Consider the following 14271-nt stretch of genomic DNA (forward strand, 5'->3'; position numbering starts at 1 on the left):
CAGCACCCGACCCCGCGTCAGGATTCGGTGGGCACCGGGCGGCGTAATCGTCGCTCCCCTCATGCGGGGGCCGAGGAAAATTCATAATCATGATGAGCACGTGTCCGCGTCGCAGTCTCATCGTGGTGACGCTTGACACTGTCGTGGGGTCGCGTCAGTCTAGGGTTATCGTTATCAGTATCGGGGTGTGGGCGTGACAGTCCGCCCCCTGGGAGGTGCACGAAGGCGTGTCCAAAGCCCAGGCCGACCTAACGAACCAACGCGACATGTGTGCCAACGTCGGTGACGGCCGCTGCACGGTGGGCCGGAACCCGGACGATAAGTGTGAGTTCGTAGCGGGGTTTCACGTCGCAGCTGCCGGCCATGATCCTGGTCAACGCGGTTGTTCCGGCCCCGATGAACGACCTGCCGCGGCTGATTCAAGACATCGACACCTACTACTCGTTCGGCTCGCTCGACGAGTTCGCGGCGGCGTCCGATCGCGTGTAGGGGTATCTCGATCGTTTCCTCGTATCGCGCAACGATCGGGAGTTCAAGGGCGTCATCGTCGCCGGTGTGGGCAGGGATGTCGCGTCCTGTCTGTGAGAAGGCGAGGTCTGCCTCCTGCTCGGCGTGATCATCGGCGGGCTTGCGACGGCCGCTCGCGCGATGGCCGGGACAGTCCGGCGCTGCGCTATCCAACTCGAGGTGAAGATCGGCTCGTGGTCAACGCCCCGCGCACGTCCCGGGTCGGAATGCGTGTCATGGCTCGACGAAACTCGACATTCGTCGCGAGGGCGTCGTGCAGGCGGCGCTCGCTCTCGAGTCTCGACAGCCGCGGGGCGCGGGCACTGGACGGCGTCGCAGCGATGTTCACCAGGGGAATGGTGATCTCCACGAGCTCTGTAACCTCGCCGGTCCGATTCACAGATCCCGTAGCCCAGTTGACCCGGCCATGGCCGCAGGCGCGGTCCGCTGCGTCACCGAGGATTCAGCAGTCCTGATCGAGCTTTAGTGCAAGATCCTCGCTGCTGGTTGACGACGCTCCGTAATTGGCCGAGAAGGTGCTCGGCAATTGCGTTGGGAGTCGATAGATCGTAATTGGCATTGCCATGATATGCGTGTCCATGGAAAGTGGAGTCGAAAGGAAAAATGCAGTGACCGACACATCTAGTGAGGTCAGCTTCTTCGACCCGGCCACCAACAAGTGCCCCTACGGAGCTCATCAGAAGCTGCGGGATGAGGCACCGGTGTGGCGTGATCCGGCGACCGGCATGTACGTGCTGACACGGTACGAGGACATTCGTCACGTGCTCGCGGAGCCGAAGATCTACACCAACCGCGTCGGCAGTGCTGCCGGCATGACCGAGAAGGCAGTGCGACCCGAGGACCCCGACCAAGCCGCTGCCTTCGACAAGGAGGCCGACCACTCGCATGAGCTGGCCGCTCTCTACGAGAACGAGGGTTGGACGCCGGTGGCGACGCTGGATGCTCTCGACGCACCGGAGCACCTGCAACTACGCCGGATGTTCAGCGATGCCTTTCGGCCCGCGAGGATCAGCAAACTGGACCCGTTCGTAGAGCGCCTGGCCAACAAGCTGATGGATGACTTCATCGATTCACGCGAGTGTGAATGGGTGAAGGCGTATGCCGTGCCGCTGCCGCTTTACACGATCGGCGAACAGATGGGTGTGCCCGAGGAGGACATGCCGAAGATCAAGGCATGGACAGACGCCTGGGTGCAGCGGCTGGGGCTGATGCAGACCCACGAGGAGCGGATGTGGTCGGCCAAGAAGGAGATCGAGGCACAGCAGTACTTCCAGCCGATCTTCGAGAGGCTCCGTGAGTGCCCAGAGGACTCGCTGCTCAGCGACCTCGTCAACAAGGAGATTCCTGAATGGGGCCGCACTCTCAACGACAATGAGCTCCACTCGGAGATGATGGCCGACTTCTTCGTCGGTGGCTCCGAGACGACCACGAATGCCCTGGCGGCAGGAATGGTTATGCTCGTCGAGCGCCCAGATGTCTTCAAAGCTCTCAAAGCTGACCCGGAGAAGTACCTGCCGACGTTCATCGAAGAGGTCGTCCGCCTCGAAGCCCCCGTACAGGCGATGCTGCGCGAGACCTCCGAGGACGTCACCCTGCACGGCATCGCCATCCCAGCCGGCTCGATCGTCAGCCTCCGCTTCGGCGCGGCCAACCGCGATGAACGCTACTACCGTGACCGCGCCTCCGAGATCGACCTCGAGCGTGCCAAACCGCGCTCACACCTGGGCTACGGCGGTGGCGCGCACGTCTGCCTCGGCGCCCCGCTGGCCCGCCGTGAGCTCTACTACGGCTTCAAGACCGTGGTGCAGCGCATCGAGAGCATCCGGTTGCCGGAGAAGAACACCTTCGACCACAACCCGAGCTACTTCCTGCGCGGGCTGAAAGAGTTGTGGGTGGAATTCACCCCTGTCGCAACGTGAAAGTCACCACGTAACAGGCGAGACATCGTCGCCGCGGCTTTCCGGGAATCGCAACGCTTTCCGTGCCGTCGCCCGGTCGGCTCCCGGCATGTCGGCCATGGCCACGGGTTGCCCAAGCTACGGCGCTCGAGCCGCGGCGAGTGTGGTGCACCCGGCACCGGTCACGGCACGTCCTCGAACGCCGGTGGGCGCTTCGCGAAGTTGGCGGTGACCGCCTCCACCTGGTTCGGGCTCCCGATCAGCGCGCTGATCTCGGTCTGCTCGGCGGCGAACCCGGTGGCCAGGTCCACCCGCCCGGCGAGGTCGAGCAGCCGCTTCGCGGCGCGCACGGCGTGCGGGTTGCGGCCGGCGATCTCGCGGGCCAGGGCGAGCGCGGCGCCGAGCGGGTCGGGATCGGTCCGGGTGGCGAGCCCGAGCGCTGCCGCCTCCGTCCCGTCGATCTTCCGCCCGGTCAGGGTGAGTTCCTTCGCGACGTCCCGGCCGACCAGCTCGGGCAGCAGCTGGGTGCCGGTCATGTCGGGGATCAGCCCCCACGCGACCTCCATCACCGAGAGTCGCGCGTCCGGGGCGACGATGCGGATGTCGGCGCCCAGCGCGATCTGCAGGCCGCCGCCGAGCGCGTTGCCGCGCATCGCGGCGATCACCGGCACCGGCAGCTCCGCCCACACGTACGCGGCCCGCTGACCGGTCGCCTGCGCCGGCCCGTCCGAGGGCGGCAGCTGCGCGGTGGCCGACAGCCGTTCGCCGGACGCCATGGCCGTGAACGAGCCGAAGTCGAGCCCCGCGCAGAAGTCCGGGCCCTCCCCCGAGAGCACGACGACGCGCACCGCCGGGTCGGTCCGCAGCTGTTCGCCCGTCGTGACCAGGGCTTCGAACATGGCCGGGTCCAGCGCGTTGCGCTTGTCCGGGCGGGACAGCCGGACATCGGCCACCCCCTCGGAGACGGTGACGCGCACGCGGTCGGTGCCGTTCTGCTCGCTCATGCTGCTCCTCCTGGCCCGGGGGACCGGGCCGGTCGCTGTGGACCAACGGTAGAACGCCGGCCCCGGGGCTCAAGCGTCGCGCGGGGTGACCAGGCCGGATTCGTAGGCGAAGACGACGAGTTGGGCGCGGTCGCGGGCATGGAGCTTGGACATCGCCCGGTTGATGTGGGTCTTCGCGGTGAGCGGGCTGATCACCATGCGGGCGGCGATCTGGTCGTTGCCCAGGCCCTGTGCGACCAGGGTGACGGCCTCGCGTTCGCGGTTGGTCAGCTGGGTGAGCGCGGTCCCGGCGTGATCATGGGGTGGCTGGGTGACGTAGCGGTCGATCAGCTTGCGGGTGATCGACGGTGCGAGCAGGGCGTCGCCGCGCGCGGCGACGCGGACGGCGTGGAGGAAGTCCTCGGGCTGGATGTCCTTGACGAGGAATCCGGCCGCTCCGGCGCGCAGTGCGTGGAAGACGTACTCGTCCAGGCCGTAGTTGGTCAGGACGACGACGTGTACCCCGGCCAGGGTCGGGTCCGCGGCGATGCGTCGGGTCGCCTCGATGCCGTCGACGACCGGCATCTGGATGTCGACCAGGGCGAGGTCGGGCAGGTGCTGCCTGGCGAGTGCCAGGCCGTCGCTGCCGTCGCCGGCCTCGGCCACCACCTCGATGTCGTCCTCGGCCTCGAGCAGCGCGCGGAACCCGCTACGGATCAGCGGCTGGTCGTCGATCAGCAGGACCCGGATCATGTGGTGTGCTCCACGGGAAGCTCGGCCAGGACGGTGAAGCCGCCCTCGCTGCGCGGCGCCGCCTGTAGCCGACCGCCGAGGGCGGTGACGCGTTCGCGCATCCCGAGCAGCCCGGAACCGGGTACCGGCGCGGTGTCCGATGTGGCCGTGCCGTCGTCGTCGACCCGGATGACCAGGGCGTCGAGCCGGTAGTCGATCCGGACCGACGCGGTCGCGGCGGCGGCGTGCCGGACGATGTTGGTCAGCGACTCCTGAACGATCCGGTACCCGGTCCGGTCCGTCGCGGCCGGTAGGTCGTGTCGTTGCCCGTCGATCGTCAGCGTCGCGTCCAGACCGGTCGCGCGGGCATGTTCGACCAGGTCCGGGACGTGGTCGAGCCCACGTGCGGGGTTCGTCTCCTCGTCACGCAGCGCTTCGAGGGTCGCCCGTAGTTCCCGGGCCGCCTCCCGACCGGCGTCCCGGATCGCCAGCATGGCCGGTGGGACCTGTTCGTCTCGCTTGCGGGCCAGGTGAACGGCGGCTTCGGCCTGCACCTTGATGACCGAGATCTGGTGGGTCAGCGAATCGTGCAGCTCCCGTGCGATGTGCAGGCGCTCCTCGTCGGCGCGGCGCCGCGCGGTCTCCTCCCGGGTGCGCTCGGCCTCGTCCGCCCGGCGCTCGGCCTGACGCAGCGCTTCCCCCGCCGTGCCGGCGGCGATCAGCCACGCCAGCGGGAGCACGTCGCGGGCCTGCAGGAACGCCTGGCCCACGGTCACATCGAGGGGCGAGAGGAGCAGCGCCGGCGGAACAACGGCCAGCATGATCAGCGAGCCGGCCACCGTGACGAGGCGATACCCCGCCCGCACCGCGGCGTACACCGCGACCAGGTACGCGACGGCCGGCACGTCCAACCCGAGAGCCTGGTGGCCGAGCACGCACAACCCGGTCACCGCCAGCACGAGCACCGGCGCTCGCCGCCACGCCACCAGCGACAGACCCCCGGCCACGAGCAACCCGTAGGCCAGCGGGTCCAGCCGTACGAGCTGGGGTCGGTCGAGCAGGGCGGTGGCCAGCAGGATCGCCGCCACGCCGACGCCGATCACCCAGTCCCGGACCCCGACCCGGCCCCTGCCCATCCGTGCACGTTAGCCGGACAGCCGCCCGGGCGACTCCTGCGCACGGACGATCAGTGGTCTACCGCGAACACGGTAGGTCCCCCGCTGCGTGCAGCGTGCGCAGCAGCCCGGACTGCCCGCCGCGGGACGACGACCGGCGCTCCACCGGCCGACATGCTCGGTACCACGCCCGTCGAGCAGGAGAAGGAGCATCTCATGTCCGTCCGTGAACTACCGGTCCTCGCGCTGGCGTCGCTCGTCGTGACCCAGCCGGACCCCACCGGTGCCTACACGCTGACAGCCGGCCGCTTCTGGTCCTTGGTGGCCGTGCTGGTCGGGCTGGCCGGCACGATCATCGGCGCGCTGGCGCTGACCCGCTCCACCGGCCGGAACGGCACCGGCAGGAAGGGAGCTCTCGTGGCCCTGCCGGCCGGGCTGAGCGGTGCCGCCATCGGCGGGCTGGTCGTGGCCGCCGCCGAGGGTGGCCCCGGCACCGGCTACGGCATCGTCGGCGGCTACATCGCCCTCGTCATCGGCCTGATCGCCGTGAGCCTCGGCGGGCTGGCGCTGGCCCGCTCCCGTACCACCGGCAGACAGGTCGAGGTCGTCGACAACACGCGTCGCAACCGAGGTCGGTGAACGGGTCCCCTCAGACGTCGAAATCGCCCATGTTCTGTACGCCGTCGCCCCGCGATGCCATGCTGCCTGAACGATCGTTAAGGAGGCCAGGGTGGACTTCGAACTCCCGGTGGAGCTGACCCGGCGGCTCGCCGATCTCGACGACTTCATCGACCGGGAGATCCGGCCGCTGCAGGAGCAGGACGACAACCAGCGGTTCTTCGACCACCGCCGGGAGTACGCCCGCACCGACTTCGAGAACGGCGGGGTGCCGCGCCGCGAGTGGGAGGAGCTGCTCGGCGAGATGTTCGGCCGCGCCGACGCGGCGGGCTGGCTGCGTTACGGGCTCCCCGAGGAGGTCGGGGGTTCCGGCGGGACCAATCTGGACATGGCCGTGATCCGGGAGCACCTGGCGGCCAAGGGGCTCGGGCTGCACAACGACCTGCAGAACGAGGCGTCGGTCGTCGGGAACTTCCCGTTCGTGCACATGCTGCTCGCCTACGGCACTCCCGGGCAGTGCGAGGAGTTCCTGGAACCGATGCTGTCGCGCACCACGCGGATCGGCTTCGGGCTCACCGAGCCCGACCACGGCAGCGATGCCACCTGGATGGAGACCACCGCCGTCCGGGACGGGGACGACTGGATCATCAACGGGGCCAAGCGCTTCAACTCCGGCATGCACTCCGCCACGCACGACGTGGTGTTCGCCCGCACGTCGGGCGACCCGGGCGACGCCCGCGGAATCACGGCGTTCTTCGTCCCGACCGAGACCCCCGGGTTCTCGGTGGACTTCCACTGGTGGACGTTCAACATGCCCACCGACCACGCCGAGGTCACCATCCGCGACGTGCGGGTGCCGAGCTCGGCGATCTTCGGCGAGGAGGGCGCGGGGCTGGCAGTGGCCCAGACGTTCGTGCACGAGAACCGGATCCGGCAGGCCGCCTCGGGTGTCGGGGCCGGTCAGTACTGCATCGACCGCAGCGTGGCGTACGCCCGCGAACGCGTGACGTTCGGCAAGCCGCTCGCGACGCAGCAGGCGATCCAGTGGCCGCTGGTCGAGCTGCAGACCGAGGCCGAGCTGCTGCGTGGCCTGGTCCGCAAGACCGCGTGGGAGCTCGACCGGTTGCCGCACATGGAGATCAGCGACCGGGTCTCGATGTGCAACTACCGGGCCAACCGGTTCGTCTGCGACGCGGCCGACCGGGCCATGCAGGTGCACGGGGGGCTCGGCTACACCCGGCACACGCCGTTCGAGCACATCTACCGCCACCACCGCCGCTACCGCATCACCGAGGGGACGGAGGAGATCCAGATGCGCAAGGTCGCCGGTTACCTGTTCGGGTTCGCGGGCCCGCGCAAGGCCTCCCACGACGGCACCCGCGCCCGGTGAGCCGATGATGCTCGACGGCAGTCCGGCCGATCCCGCCGACCCGGACGTGCTGGGGCTGCTGTTGGGCCACCGGCTCAGCGCCGTGCTGGGCGCCGAGGTCTCGGCGGACACTCCCACCCGGCTCACCGGCGGAGCCAGCCGGGAGACCTGGGCGTTCACCGCGCAGCCGGCGACGGGGCAGGCGCGCCGCCTCGTGCTGCGGCGCGACCCGCCGGGCGCGGACCGTCCGGACGGGATGGCCCGGGAGGCCGCGGCCATCGCCGGCGCGCACGCCGCCGGGGTGCCGGTGCCGCTGCTGGTCGACAGCGGTACCGACCCGGCGACGCTCGGCGCGCCGTACCTGATCACCGAACACGTCGAGGGTGAGACGATCGCCCGTCGCCTGCTGCGCGAGCCGCGGTACGCCGCGGCGCGCGAGGGACTCGCCGCCGAGCTCGGCCGCACCCTCGCCCGGATCCACACGATCCCGCTCGAGGCGGTGCCGGATCCGGTAGCCGCCGATCCGCTCGAGCAGTTGCGAGCGACCTACGACGATCTCGGCGAGCCGCTGCCCGCCATCGAGATCGCGCTGAAGTGGCTCGAGCGGAACCGGCCCGCCGAGGTGGCCGAGACCGTCGTGCACGGCGACTTCCGCACCGGCAACCTGATCGTCGACCCGTCCGGGCTGCGGGCCGTGCTCGACTGGGAGCTCGTGCACCGCGGTGACCCGCGCGAGGACCTCGGCTGGCTGTGCGTCAAGTGCTGGCGCTTCGGGTCTCCGCTGCCCGCGGGCGGGTTCGGCACGGTGGAGCAGCTGCTCGACGGTTACGCCGAGGTCGCGGGCCACCGTCCCGACCCGGAGGCGGTGCGCTGGTGGCAGGTCTACGGCACCGCCTGGTGGGCCGTCGGCTGCCGGGGCATGGCCGAGCGGCACCTGTCGGGGCAGACGCCGTCGATGGAGCTCGCGGCGATCGGACGGCGGGTGTGCGAGCAGGAACACGACGTGCTGCTCGAGCTCGGCCTGCCCGCCGATCCGGTCGACACCCCGGACCCGGCACCGGGGTCCGACCTGCACGGGCGCCCGACGGCCGCCGAGCTCGTCGCCGCCGTCGCGATGTTCCTGCGGGACGACGTCATGCCGGCCACCGAGGGCCGGCTGAGCTTCCTCGCCCGCGTCGGCGCCAACACCCTCGACGGCGTCGAGCGCGAGCTGCTGCTCGGTCCCGGGCTGGAGCAGCGGCACCGCGAACGGCTCGCCGCGTTCGCCAGGGACGACCAGGCGGGCCTCGCCTCGGCGATCCGCGCCGGCGTGCTCGACGCCGACGACCCGGCGTTGCTCGCCGCCGTCCGCGCCGCGGTCACCGACCGGCTCGCCGTGGCCAACCCCCGCTATCTGACCCAGCCGGGCTGACCGGAGCCGCTGCGGAAGGCACCCGCCGATCTCGGGGCTGTGGCCGGACGTCAGCCCCGGTGGTCGACGATCCGCAGGGCGATCCCGGCGTACCGGTCGGCCAGCTCCGGCAGTGTGATCTCGCCGTCGGGCTCGTACCACTGCGCGATCGCGTTGCAGGCGGCGACGATCGCCCGCCGGGCCTCGTCGGGGTGCTCGTCGTGGAACGCCCCACGAGCGACGCCGTCGGAGATGATGTCGGCCCAGAGCCCGGTGGCGGCGCGGCGCAGCCCCGCGAGCCGCTCCCGGTTCTCGGGTTCGAGGTTGCGCCACTCGAGGTTGGCGATGTTGCTCTCCACCCGGCGGCTCACCCGGTACTCGACGGTGACCCGGACCAGCGCGCACAGCCGGTCGGCCGGGTCGTCGCCGGTCTCGCGCAGGGCGAGATCGCAGCGCCGGAAGTAGTCGTGGGTGATCTCCTCCACCAGCGCGGCCAGCAGGTGCTGCTTGCTCGGGTGCCAGTAGTAGAGGGCCGAGAGCGACAGCCCGGCCCGCCGGGCGATGTCGCGGATGGAGGTGCCGTGGTACCCGCGCTCGGCGAAGCTCTCACGTGCGGCCGCGGTGATGGCGTCGCGGCCGCCGCCGCGCGGGGGCGAGTCGGGACCGGGCCGCTCGGCGGGTGCGGTGCTCACCGCGACAGCATGACCGATCCCGGGCCGATGGGAACCCTGGACCGGTCGATCGTTGTGGACTTAACGATTGATCGGTAAGTTCGACCCACGCCCGTCGATGTGGAGGGAGTGGCCCATGACCGCGGTCGACGAGACCGAGAACGCTGCGACGCAGGACTATCGCAGCACGCTGCGTGCCTGGCTCGGTGCACACGCCCCCGGCCCGGTCGCCGGGCTGCCTCCCGAGGAGCATCTGCGCCGGGCACGGGAGTTCCAGGCCGCGCTCTACGACGCCGGCTACTCCGGCATCACCTGGCCGCGCGAGGCGGGCGGGCAGGGCCTCGGCCAGGCCGAACAGCAGGTGTTCGCCGACGAGGCCGCCGCGTACGACCTCCCGCTCTACCCGTTCCTGATCGGGATGGGCATGTGCGGGCCGACGATCGTCGATCTCGGCACGCCCGAGCAGCGCCGGCGCTACCTGCCGCCGCTGCTGAGCGGCGAGGAGATCTGGTGTCAGCTGTTCTCCGAGCCCGGCGCCGGTTCCGACGTCGCGAGCCTGCAGGCCCGGGCGGTCCTCGACGGCGACCGCTGGGTGGTCAACGGCCAGAAGGTGTGGACGACCAACGCCCAGTTCGCCGACTTCGGGGCCATTCTCGCGCGCACCGATCCGGACCGGCCCAAGCACGCCGGCCTCACGATGTTCGTCGTCGACATGCACGCCCCCGGCGTCACGGTGCGCCCGCTCAAGGACATGTCCGGGCGCGCGCCGTTCAACGAGGTCTACTTCGACGACGTCGAGATCCCGGCCCAGAACGTGCTCGGCGAGGTCGGTCGCGGCTGGCAGGCCGCGGTGACGATGCTCGGCCACGAGCGCGTGACGATCGGTGGCCGGGGCAAGGCGAAGAGCAACCCCCTGGAGTTCACCTCGCTGCTCGAACTGGCCCGCCGCGCCGGGGTCGAGCACGAGCCGGCCCAGCGCGAGCGGCTCGCCGAGCTCTACGCGCACGAGCGCGCGCTGGAGCTGTTCAACGCCCGGATGCGCCAGGAGACGGCCGCGGGCCGGCCACCGGGTGCCCGCGGGTCGGTGGCCAAGCTGGCCGGCGCACTGCAGGCGAGGCGTGCGATCGAGGTCGCCGGGCAGATCGCCGGCGCGGACGCGGTCGCCTGGGACCCCGACGACGAACGCGGCACCGAGCTCGCGCTCGGGATCAACGCGGCGCCGTCGTCGAGCATCGCCGGCGGCACCAACGAGATCCAGCGCGGCATCATCGGCGAGCGGATCCTCGGCCTGCCGAAGGAACCGCAGGTCGACCGGGACGTCCCGTTTCGTGAGATCGCGGTCGGGACCCAGCGACGGGAGGGAGACCGGTGAAGCTCGTCCTGGACGCCGAACAGGAGGACCTGCGTGCGGCGGTGCGGAAGTTCCTGAGCGACAAGGCCCCGTCCGAGCGGGTGCGTGCCGTCATGGACGGTGGCCCGGAACAGGACCTGGGCCACGACCCGGCGGTGTGGTCCGGACTCGCCGCCCTCGGAGTGCTCGGCCTGACCGTGCCCGACGAGTTGGGCGGCGCGGGCGCGGGCCACGTGGAACGCGCGGTCGTCGCCGAGGAGCTGGGCCGCGCGCTCACCCCGGTGCCGTTCCTCGCCTCCGCGGTGCTCGCCACCGACGCGCTGCTCGCGCTGGACGACGACGATGCCCGCACCGAGCTGCTCCCGAAGCTGGCGGCCGGCGAGCTGGTCGGCACCGTCGCCGTCGCCGAGCGGGGCGGGGTGTGGGACCGCACCGGCGGCGCCACCACGGCCACCGAGCGGGACGGGCGCTGGCAGCTCACCGGCGTCAAGACCCCGGTGCTCGCCGGCGACACCGCCGACGTCGTGCTGGTCGTCGCCCGGACCCCGGACGGCCCGGGCTGGTTCGTGGTCGAGGGCGGTGCGGCCGGGTTCGCCCGCAGGCGGCTCACCGGGCTGGACCCGACCCGCCGCGTCGCACGACTGGAGTTCGCCGCCACCCCGGCCCGCCGGCTAGCAACGGCCGACGCCGCGGCCGCGGTCGACCTGGTGGCCGATCTCGCGGCGGTGGCACTGGCCGCCGAGCAGGTCGGCGTGCAGGCGCGGGCGATGGAGCTGACCGTCGACTACGCGAAGGTGCGGGTGCAGTTCGGCCGCCCGATCGGCTCGTACCAGGCCGTCAAGCACGGCTGCGCCGACATGTACAGCGCCTGGGAGCACGCGGTGTCGGTGCTGCGCTACGCAGCATGGACCGCCGACGAGGAGCGCGCCGAGCTCCCGGTCGCCGCAGCGCTCGCCCAGACCTACATCGGCCCGGCGGCCTTCACCACCGCCACCGGGATGGTCCAGTACCACGGCGGTGTCGGCTACACCTGGGAGCACGACGCGCACCTGTACTACAAGCGGGCCAAGAGCGCCGAGCAGTTGCTGGGGTCGCCGGCGCAGCACCGCGCCCGGCTCGCCGACCGGCTCGGCGTCTGATCGAACGGCGTCTGATCGAACGAGGAGGACCCATGGGCGAGGACGTCCTGCTCACCCGCCGTGACGGCGGCGTGCTGACGCTGACCCTGAACCGGCCACGCCGGCGCAACGCCATCGACGCGCAGCTGTGGGACGCGCTGCGCGAGCAGCTCACCGCCGCCCGCGACGACGCCGACGTGCGCGCGGTCGTCGTCACCGGCGCCGGGGGTGCCTTCTGCGCGGGCGCCGACCTGTCCGGCGGGGTCGCCACCGGGCACCCGCTGGACCGGATGCGGCGGGTCAACGAGGTCGCGCTGCTCCTGCACGAGCTGCCGGTGCCGTCGATCGCACAGGTCGACGGCCCGGCCGTCGGCGCGGGCTGGAACCTGGCGCTGGGCTGTGATCTCGTCGTCGCCACACCGGAGGCGACGTTCTCCCAGATCTTCGCCAGACGCGGTCTGTCGCTGGACTTCGGCGGGTCGTGGCTGCTGCCCCGGCTGGTGGGGATGCAGCAGGCCAAGCGGCTCGCGCTGCTCGCCGAGACGATCGGCACCGCGGAGGCGCACCGGCTCGGCCTGGTCACCTATGTCGTCGACGGCGCGGAGATCGACGGGTTCGTCGCCGACCTGGGCGCGCGGCTCGCCGCGGCCGCCCCGGTGGCGCTCGCCCAGTCCAAGGCGCTGCTGCACGAGAACGTCGACCGCACCATGCGCGACGCACTGGCGAGCGAGGCACGCACCCAGTCGGTCAACTTCGCCACCGCGGACGCGTCGGCGGCCTTTGCCGCCTTCAACGAGAAGCGCGAACCGGAGTTCACCGGCGAGTGGGCGGTGCGATGAGCGAGTTCACCGAGATCCGGCTCGACGTCGACGCCGGCGTCGCCACGATCACCCTGCACCGCCCGGACAAGCTCAACGCGTTCACCTCCACGATGGCCCGCGAGCTCGTCGCGGCCTTCGACGCCACCGACGCCGACGAGGACGTGCGGGTGGTGCTGCTGACCGGCGAGGGCCGCGGCTTCTGCGCCGGTGCGGACCTCGGCCGGGGCGGGAGGACGTTCGACTCGACCGACGAGCGGCGGATGGCCGAGCGGGCCGACTTCGGCACCGTCGGCGGCGTGCCCCGCGACGGCGGCGGCGTGGTGTCGTTGCGGATCGCGGCGTCGACCAAGCCGGTGATCGTCGCGGTGAACGGGCCCGCCGTCGGCGTCGGCGCGACGATGACCCTGCCCGCCGACATCCGCATCGCCGCGGACACCGCGCGGTTCGGGTTCGTGTTCGCCCGCCGCGGCCTGGTGCCGGAGGCCGCGTCGAGCTGGTTCCTGCCCCGGATCGTCGGCATCTCGCAGGCGATGGAGTGGGTCGCGACCGGGCGGGTGTTCGACGCGGCCGAGGCGCTCGCCGGCGGGCTGGTGTCGCGGGTCGTGCCTGCCGCGGACCTGCTGAGCACTGCGCGCTCGATCGCCGCCGAGATCGTCGACAACACCTCGGCGGTGTCGGTCGCGCTGAGCCGCCGGATGCTCTGGTCGATGCTCGGCGCGGACACGCCCTGGGAGGCACACCGGACGGACTCCGGCGCGATCTTCCGCCTCGGTCAGGGCCCGGACGCGGCCGAGGGGGTCACCTCGTTCCTGGAGAAGCGACCGCCGGAGTTCCCGGCCCGGGTGGCCGAGCACCTCGACGTCGTACCCGCGTGGCCGACCCGCCCGGAGGACATGGAATGACCGCGCTCTTCGACCTCACCGGGCACGTCGCGCTGGTGACCGGCGGCAACTCCGGCATCGGGCTGGGGATGGCCGACGGGCTCGCACAGTGCGGCGCCGACGTCTGCATCTGGGGTACCAACGCCGAGCGCAACGAGGCGGCGGCGACCCAGCTCGCCGCGCACGGCACCCGGGTGCACGCGCTCCGCTGCGACGTCGGTGACGAGGACGCGGTGACGGCGGGCTTCGCCGAGACCCTCGAGCGCTTCGGCCGGGTCGACTCGTGCTTCGCGAACGCCGGCGTGAACGGCTCCGGGGCGCGGTTCCTCGACACCGACCTCGCGGACTTCCGCCGCGTCACCCGGGTCAACCTCGAGGGCGCGTTCCTGACCCTGCGCGCCGCGGCCGGGCACATGGTGGAGCGCGGTGGTGGCGGCGTGCTGGTCGGCACCTCGAGCGTGTCGACCGTGCACGGGGCGCCGCGCAACCAGGCCTATGCGGCGAGCAAGGCCGGGCTGACCGCGATCATCAAGGGCTGCGCGGTCGAGCTGGCCCGCCACGGGATCAACGCCCACTCGATCATCGCGGGCTGGACGGAGACCCCGCTGGCCTCGCCGGCACTGCACAGCGAGGCGTTCGAGCGCAACGTCCTGAAGCGGATGCCGCAGCGACGCTGGGGCGAGCCCGGCGACTTCGCCCGGCTCGCCGTCTACCTCGCCGCGGGGATCGGAGGTTTCCACACCGGCGACGAGATCGTCGTCGACGGGGCGTACTCCATCTTCTGACCCGCTCCATC

The 14271-nt window shown here is 71.5% G+C and carries 14 protein-coding genes; 10 read left to right on the forward strand and 4 right to left on the reverse strand.

The genetic code is table 11. The features are described from left to right. Positions 1 to 363: 363 nt before the first annotated feature. Positions 364 to 489 (forward strand): hypothetical protein, encoded by a 126-nt coding sequence (locus JOF36_RS40020; protein ID WP_281071245.1) that lies wholly within the window; start codon positions 364 to 366, stop codon positions 487 to 489. Between the two features lie 647 nt (positions 490 to 1136). Next, positions 1137 to 2447, forward strand: a complete 1311-nt coding sequence (locus JOF36_RS40790; RefSeq protein ID WP_210026245.1) for a cytochrome P450 — start codon at positions 1137 to 1139, stop codon at positions 2445 to 2447. Between the two features lie 161 nt (positions 2448 to 2608). Here the strand turns inward: JOF36_RS40790 and JOF36_RS09535 are convergent, their stop codons facing one another. The 3 genes from JOF36_RS09535 to JOF36_RS09545 all read right to left on the reverse strand — a co-directional run bounded on the left by JOF36_RS09535 (position 2609) and on the right by JOF36_RS09545 (position 5277). Beyond that, on the reverse strand, positions 2609 to 3430 hold the full coding sequence (locus JOF36_RS09535) for a crotonase/enoyl-CoA hydratase family protein (RefSeq protein WP_245350749.1): 822 nt from the start codon (positions 3428 to 3430) through the stop codon (positions 2609 to 2611). Positions 3431 to 3499: 69 nt separating this feature from the next. Further along, entirely contained in the window at positions 3500 to 4162 is a 663-nt protein-coding gene (locus JOF36_RS09540; RefSeq protein ID WP_210026246.1) for a response regulator, read from the reverse strand. Then, on the reverse strand, positions 4159 to 5277 hold the full coding sequence (locus tag JOF36_RS09545; RefSeq protein ID WP_210026247.1) for a sensor histidine kinase: 1119 nt from the start codon (positions 5275 to 5277) through the stop codon (positions 4159 to 4161). Before JOF36_RS09545 ends, JOF36_RS09540 begins: the two co-directional genes overlap by 4 nt. Before the next feature lie 195 nt (positions 5278 to 5472). Here JOF36_RS09545 and JOF36_RS09550 point away from each other — a divergent pair, with 195 nt between their 5' ends. The 3 genes from JOF36_RS09550 to JOF36_RS09560 all read left to right on the forward strand — a co-directional run bounded on the left by JOF36_RS09550 (position 5473) and on the right by JOF36_RS09560 (position 8654). After that, positions 5473 to 5895, forward strand: coding sequence for a DUF6223 family protein (locus JOF36_RS09550; protein WP_245350752.1), 423 nt, complete (start codon positions 5473 to 5475; stop codon positions 5893 to 5895). A 91-nt stretch (positions 5896 to 5986) separates the two neighbouring features. Continuing rightward, positions 5987 to 7264, forward strand: coding sequence for an acyl-CoA dehydrogenase family protein (locus tag JOF36_RS09555; protein WP_210026248.1), 1278 nt, complete (start codon positions 5987 to 5989; stop codon positions 7262 to 7264). Positions 7265 to 7268: 4 nt separating this feature from the next. Then, positions 7269 to 8654, forward strand: coding sequence for a phosphotransferase family protein (locus JOF36_RS09560; protein WP_245350754.1), 1386 nt, complete (start codon positions 7269 to 7271; stop codon positions 8652 to 8654). Positions 8655 to 8704: 50 nt separating this feature from the next. On the opposite strand, the gene JOF36_RS40795 is transcribed toward JOF36_RS09560, so the two are convergent. After that, positions 8705 to 9325, reverse strand: coding sequence for a TetR/AcrR family transcriptional regulator (locus tag JOF36_RS40795; RefSeq protein WP_210026249.1), 621 nt, complete (start codon positions 9323 to 9325; stop codon positions 8705 to 8707). A 115-nt stretch (positions 9326 to 9440) separates the two neighbouring features. Here JOF36_RS40795 and JOF36_RS09570 point away from each other — a divergent pair, with 115 nt between their 5' ends. Genes JOF36_RS09570 through JOF36_RS09590 form a run of 5 tightly spaced genes read left to right on the forward strand, consistent with a single transcriptional unit; the run spans position 9441 to position 14260 of the window. After that, positions 9441 to 10676, forward strand: a complete 1236-nt coding sequence (locus JOF36_RS09570; RefSeq protein WP_210026250.1) for an acyl-CoA dehydrogenase family protein — start codon at positions 9441 to 9443, stop codon at positions 10674 to 10676. Beyond that, on the forward strand, positions 10673 to 11794 hold the full coding sequence (locus JOF36_RS09575; protein ID WP_210026251.1) for an acyl-CoA dehydrogenase family protein: 1122 nt from the start codon (positions 10673 to 10675) through the stop codon (positions 11792 to 11794). Before JOF36_RS09570 ends, JOF36_RS09575 begins: the two co-directional genes overlap by 4 nt. A 32-nt stretch (positions 11795 to 11826) precedes the next feature. Beyond that, positions 11827 to 12612, forward strand: coding sequence for an enoyl-CoA hydratase/isomerase family protein (locus JOF36_RS09580; protein WP_210026253.1), 786 nt, complete (start codon positions 11827 to 11829; stop codon positions 12610 to 12612). Further along, the gene (locus JOF36_RS09585; protein WP_210026254.1) at positions 12609 to 13496 is read left to right on the forward strand and encodes a crotonase/enoyl-CoA hydratase family protein; all 888 of its coding nucleotides are present in this window, start codon (positions 12609 to 12611) and stop codon (positions 13494 to 13496) included. The genes JOF36_RS09580 and JOF36_RS09585 overlap by 4 nt, the downstream gene beginning before the upstream one ends. After that, positions 13493 to 14260, forward strand: coding sequence for an SDR family NAD(P)-dependent oxidoreductase (locus JOF36_RS09590; protein ID WP_210026256.1), 768 nt, complete (start codon positions 13493 to 13495; stop codon positions 14258 to 14260). The genes JOF36_RS09585 and JOF36_RS09590 overlap by 4 nt, the downstream gene beginning before the upstream one ends. The last annotated feature ends 11 nt before the right edge of the window (positions 14261 to 14271 follow it).

It is taken from the genome of Pseudonocardia parietis (assembly GCF_017876315.1).
GTDB lineage: Bacteria > Actinomycetota > Actinomycetes > Mycobacteriales > Pseudonocardiaceae > Pseudonocardia > Pseudonocardia parietis.

Coding starts and splice junctions, on each gene's coding strand:
- JOF36_RS40020 (WP_281071245.1), top strand. CDS start 364: ATGATCCTGGTCAACGCGGTTGTTCCGGCCCCGATGAACGACCTGCCG.
- JOF36_RS09535 (WP_245350749.1), bottom strand. CDS start 3,430: ATGAGCGAGCAGAACGGCACCGACCGCGTGCGCGTCACCGTCTCCGAG.
- JOF36_RS09540 (WP_210026246.1), bottom strand. CDS start 4,162: ATGATCCGGGTCCTGCTGATCGACGACCAGCCGCTGATCCGTAGCGGG.
- JOF36_RS09545 (WP_210026247.1), bottom strand. CDS start 5,277: ATGGGCAGGGGCCGGGTCGGGGTCCGGGACTGGGTGATCGGCGTCGGC.
- JOF36_RS09550 (WP_245350752.1), top strand. CDS start 5,473: ATGTCCGTCCGTGAACTACCGGTCCTCGCGCTGGCGTCGCTCGTCGTG.
- JOF36_RS09560 (WP_245350754.1), top strand. CDS start 7,269: ATGATGCTCGACGGCAGTCCGGCCGATCCCGCCGACCCGGACGTGCTG.
- JOF36_RS09570 (WP_210026250.1), top strand. CDS start 9,441: ATGACCGCGGTCGACGAGACCGAGAACGCTGCGACGCAGGACTATCGC.
- JOF36_RS09580 (WP_210026253.1), top strand. CDS start 11,827: ATGGGCGAGGACGTCCTGCTCACCCGCCGTGACGGCGGCGTGCTGACG.
- JOF36_RS09585 (WP_210026254.1), top strand. CDS start 12,609: ATGAGCGAGTTCACCGAGATCCGGCTCGACGTCGACGCCGGCGTCGCC.
- JOF36_RS09590 (WP_210026256.1), top strand. CDS start 13,493: ATGACCGCGCTCTTCGACCTCACCGGGCACGTCGCGCTGGTGACCGGC.